Raw genomic sequence first — 4594 nt, 5'->3', positions numbered from 1 at the left:
CCGACCGGGCCGGGCCGGTCGGCGAACCGGCCGCACCCGGCGCGGACCTCCGGCTCGCCGCGGGGAGCCTGGCCGGATGAGCGGGCCCATGGCACTCGAACCGGGCGGCACCGAACAGGACACCCTCGCGCTGCGCCTGGCACGCTCCGACGACCGCACGCTGTCCCTGCGGCTGCCCGGACGGCACGGCAGCGACCGGGAGGCGGTGAGCCGGCTGGCCGCCGACCTCGCCGACCGCATCGGCCCCGCCGTCCACCCGTACGAGGTCGCGGCCCTGCTGGAGGCCGAGGGCCTGACCGCCGACCAGATCAGAGAGCGGTACGGCCACCCGAACCTCTTCTCCCTCGCCACCGCCCTCTACGAGCAGGTGCCCCGGACCTTCCCCGAGCCCGCACCGGCCGCCGACCCCTGGCGCCCGGACACCGTCCGCTGTCTGCTGCGCGGCCTGCTGTTCGCCCTGCCCGGCCTCGCCTACCTGCTCACCGCACCCCTGTGGCACCCCGGCCGGCACGCCGCCGCCCCGATCGCCGCCGGCCTCGTCTCCTGGGCCTGGGGCCAGGCGCTCGGCCACCGCGCCCACCTGCGGATGGCCACCGGCCGCCGGGAGGCCGCCCGCACCCTGCTCGCCGGCGCACCCCTCGGCGCGGCCCTCGCCACGGCCGCCGCCGCCCCGCTCGCCGGCAGCCCCCTCGTGCTCGCCGTCGCGGCAGCCCAGTCGCTCTACCTCGCGGCGGCCGGCGTCCTGCTGGTCCTGGCCCGCGAACGGCTGCTGCTCGCCGCCCTCACCCCGCTGATCGCGGGCGCCGCCGTCCTGCCCCGGTGGGAACCCGGCACCCCGCTGCGCACCGGACTGCCGCTGCTCGCACTGACGGCCACCCTCGCCGCCGCCGGCCACGCCCTGCGCGGCGCCCTGGCCGCCCCGGCCGCGTCCGGCCCCACCCGGCCCCGCCTGCTGTGGTCCCTGCCGTACGGGCTGTTCGGACTGGCCGCCGGAGTGCTGGTGCTGCTGGAAGGACGGCGCGAGCCGTACGCCGTGATCGCGCTGACGGTCAGCATGGGCCCCGCCGAATGGCTGCTGTACCGCTACCGCGGCCTGTCGGTCGCCGCCCTGCGCGCCACCGCCACCCCCGCCGGATTCCTGCTCCGCTCCGCCGCCGTCCTCGGCGGCTGCCTCCTCGCCTACCTCCTGCCGCTGCTGCCCGCCGCCCGCCTCACCGGTGCCGCACCGGCCACCCTCCTGCTGCTCGCGGCCACCCTGTGGACCGCGCTGCTGCTCCAGGCCTTCGGCGCCGCCTGGCCGCCCGCCGTGATCTGCCTGGCCGCGGCCGGCGTGGCCGCCGCCGTCCCCCCGCTGCGCCTGCCACCGGGCCCCGCCGTCCTGCCGCTGTGCTGCGCCGCCGCCCTGCTGGGCCTGGTGGCGTACGCGCTGTGGCTGCTCGGCCGGCCCGCCCGGCACGTCTGACGCACGTCCCCGCTCGCGCAACCCAACGGAAGGACACCTGAGTTGACCTCCGCACCGCTCGCCGCCGTCACCGGAGCCGAGGGCTTCATCGGCTCCCACCTCACCGAGGCCCTGGTCGCCTCCGGGCACCGGGTCAGAGCCATGGCCCAGTACAACTCCTTCTCCTCCTACGGCTGGCTGGAGACCCTCGCCCCGGACGTCCTGGACCACGTGGAGATCGTCCTCGGCGACGTCCGCGACCCCGGCTCGGTCCGCGGCCTGCTCGAAGGGGCCGACGTCGCCTACCACCTGGCGGCCCTCATCGCGATCCCGTACTCCTACCGGGCCCCGCACAGCTACGTGGAGACCAACGTCACCGGCACCCTCAACGTCCTGGAGGCCGTACGGGCCCTCGGCACCCCCCGGCTGGTGCACACCTCCACCAGCGAGACCTACGGCACCGCGCAGACCGTCCCCATCACCGAGGACCACCCCATCAACACCCAGTCCCCGTACGCCGCTTCGAAGGCCGGCGGGGACCGGCTCGCCGACAGCTACCACGCCAGCTTCGGCACCCCGGTCGTCACCCTCCGCCCGTTCAACACCTTCGGGCCGCGCCAGTCGATGCGCGCGGTCATCCCCACCGTCATCGGCCAGCTCGCAGTGGGGGAGCGGACCATCACCCTCGGCGATCTGCGGCCCACCCGGGACTTCACCTTCGTCAAGGACACCGCGCAGGCCTTCCTCGCCGTCGGCACCGCGCCCGCCGAGCAGGTAGTCGGCCGGACCTTCAACGCCGGTACCGGCGGCGAGATCTCCGTCGGCGACCTCGTCGCGCTCATCGGCAAGGTCATGGACACCGCCGTGGACGTGCGCGCCGACCCCGCGCGCATCCGGCCCCCCGCCTCCGAGGTCATGCGGCTCGTCGCGGACGCCACCCGGCTCACCGCGGCCACCGGCTGGCAGCCCGCCCACACCCTGGAGCAAGGCCTCGCGCACACCGTGGAGTTCTTCCGCGACCCGGCCAACCTGGCCCGCTACAAGACCGGCATCTACAACATCTGACCCGTCCGGCACGTCACGTCTGCACCGAAGGAGGAGCCCCATGCACGCAGTGATCCTGGCGGGAGGCAAGGGCGTCCGGCTGCGGCCCTACACCACCGCGCTGCCCAAGCCGCTCGTCCCGATCGGCGACCAGCACGCCATCCTGGAGATCGTGCTGCGCCAGCTGTCGGCCGCGGGCTTCACCCGCTGCACCCTCGCCATCGGCCACCTCGGCGAGATCATCCGCGCCTACGTCGGCGACGGCTCCCAGTGGGGCATGAGCGTCGACTACGCCACCGAGGACAGCCCGCTCGGCACCATGGGCCCGCTGCTCACCCTCAGAGACCGGCTGCCCGAGACCTTCCTGGTGATGAACGGCGACGTCCTCACCGACCTCGACTACGCCGACGTCCTGCGCCGCCACGAGGCCTCGGGCGCGCCGCTGACCATCGCCACCTACGCCCGCAAGGTGCACATCGACTTCGGCGTCCTGACCACCGACGCCAGCAAGGTCGTCGCGTTCACCGAGAAGCCCAGCATGGACTACCGGGTCTCCATGGGCGTGTACGGGCTCAGCCGCGCCACCCTGGACGGCTACACGCCCGGCCTGCCGCTCGGCTTCGACGAACTCGTCCTCGACCTGCTGAAGGCCCACAACCCGCCGCACGCCTACGAGTTCGACGGCTACTGGCTGGACATCGGCCGCCCCGACGACTACGACCGGGCCAACGCCGAGTTCACCAGCCGCAAGTCCCTGCTGCTCAAGGGAGCCTGAGTACCGCATGCGCATCCTCGTCCTCGGCGGCACCGGATACCTGGGCCGCCATGTGGCGGAGCGGCTGCGCGCCCTGCCGGGCGCGCAGGTCCTCGCCGCCGGCCGCTCCGCCGCCGCGTTCGCCGCCGACCTCGCCGCCGACCCGCCGGGGCGGCTCGCGCGGACCCTGGCGGCGGCGGCCCCCGACGCCGTGGTCAACTGCGCGGGCGCCACCGGCGGCGACCCGGTGACCCTGGCCGAGGTCAACGCCCGCGGCCCCGCGGTGCTCTGCGCCGCGCTGCGCGAGGCGGCCCCCACGGCCCGCCTGGTGCACCTCGGGTCGGCCGCCGAGTACGGGCCGGGCACCCCGGACGTGCCGGTCACCGAGGCGGCGCCCGCCTGCCCGGTCACGCCGTACGGCGCGACCAAACTCGCGGGCACGCTCGCGGTGACCTCCGCCGCTCTGGACGCGGTGGTGCTGCGGGTCGGCAACCCGGTCGGCCCCGGCGCGCCCGTGGCGAGCCTGCCCGGCCGGCTGGCCGCGCTGCTCCGCACGGCCGGCCGGGACCCCGAGGCGGTGCTGCGGCTCGGGGACCTCTCCGCCCACCGGGACTTCGTGGACGTACGCGACGTGGCCCGGGCGGCCGAGTCCGCCGTCACCGCCCCCGGCCCGCTGCCCGGTGTGCTCAACATCGGCAGCGGAACGGCCGTACCGGTGCGGGAGCTGGTGCACGGTCTGGCCCGGCGGGCCGGGTTCCGGGGCACGGTGGAGGAGCACGCGGGCGGCTCGGCGCGCTCGGCGCAGGTGTCGTGGCAGTGCTCGGACATCTCCGCCGCCGCCCGGACCCTGGGCTGGCGGCCGGTCCACACCCTGGACGACGCCCTCGCCGCGCTGTGGACGGCCACCGGGGAGCGGGTGCCGTGAGCCTGCTGGTCCCGCTGTACGTGCACCCGGCCGAGGACCCCGGCGCCTGGCACCGGCTGATCGCGTCCGCCGACCGCACGTACGCGGTCGTCCTCAACCCGGCCGACGGGCCCGGCTCCGCCCCCGACCCCGCGTACACGGCGGCGGCCCGCGCCCTGCGCGCGGCCGGCGCCCGCCTGCTCGGCTACGTCGACACCGACTACGGCGTCCGCGACCGGGCCCTGATCGTCGAGGAGGCGCGCCGGCACCAGACCTGGTACGCGGCCGACGGCTGCTTCCTCGACCGGGTCACCGCCGGCCCGGAGGGCCTGTCCGCCTGCCGCCGGACGGTCCGGGAACTGCGCCGGCTCGGCACCGGTACCGTCGTCCTCAACCCGGGCGTCCACCCGGCCCCCGGCTACGCCCGCCTCGCCGACCTGACCGTCACCTT

The 4594-nt window shown here is 76.0% G+C and carries 5 protein-coding genes; all 5 read left to right on the top strand.

Annotation, left to right across the window (positions count from 1 at the left end; all coding sequences use genetic code 11):
- Window positions 1-76 precede the first annotated feature (76 nt).
- Window positions 77-1462 (top strand): hypothetical protein, encoded by a 1386-nt coding sequence (locus tag CCN44_RS14875; RefSeq protein ID WP_086697903.1) that lies wholly within the window; start codon window positions 77-79, stop codon window positions 1460-1462.
- A 42-nt stretch (window positions 1463-1504) separates the two neighbouring features.
- The gene (locus tag CCN44_RS14870) at window positions 1505-2506 is read left to right on the top strand and encodes a GDP-mannose 4,6-dehydratase (RefSeq protein ID WP_086697902.1); all 1002 of its coding nucleotides are present in this window, start codon (window positions 1505-1507) and stop codon (window positions 2504-2506) included.
- A 40-nt stretch (window positions 2507-2546) separates the two neighbouring features.
- Complete coding sequence (locus CCN44_RS14865; RefSeq protein WP_059247238.1) at window positions 2547-3260, top strand: nucleotidyltransferase family protein; 714 nt, start codon at window positions 2547-2549, stop codon at window positions 3258-3260.
- 7 nt (window positions 3261-3267) lie between these two features.
- Window positions 3268-4164 (top strand): NAD-dependent epimerase/dehydratase family protein, encoded by an 897-nt coding sequence (locus tag CCN44_RS14860; RefSeq protein ID WP_059247237.1) that lies wholly within the window; start codon window positions 3268-3270, stop codon window positions 4162-4164.
- A partial coding sequence (locus CCN44_RS14855) for a spherulation-specific family 4 protein (protein WP_086697904.1) occupies window positions 4161-4594 on the top strand: 434 nt, incomplete at its 3' end. The genes CCN44_RS14860 and CCN44_RS14855, both read left to right, overlap by 4 nt.

The sequence above is a fragment of the Streptomyces tricolor genome, from assembly GCF_002155905.1.
GTDB classification, from domain to species: Bacteria; Actinomycetota; Actinomycetes; order Streptomycetales; family Streptomycetaceae; genus Streptomyces; species Streptomyces tricolor.
The sequence above is the reverse complement of the archived record's forward strand: the minus strand, read 5'-3'. Positions and strand labels throughout refer to the sequence as shown.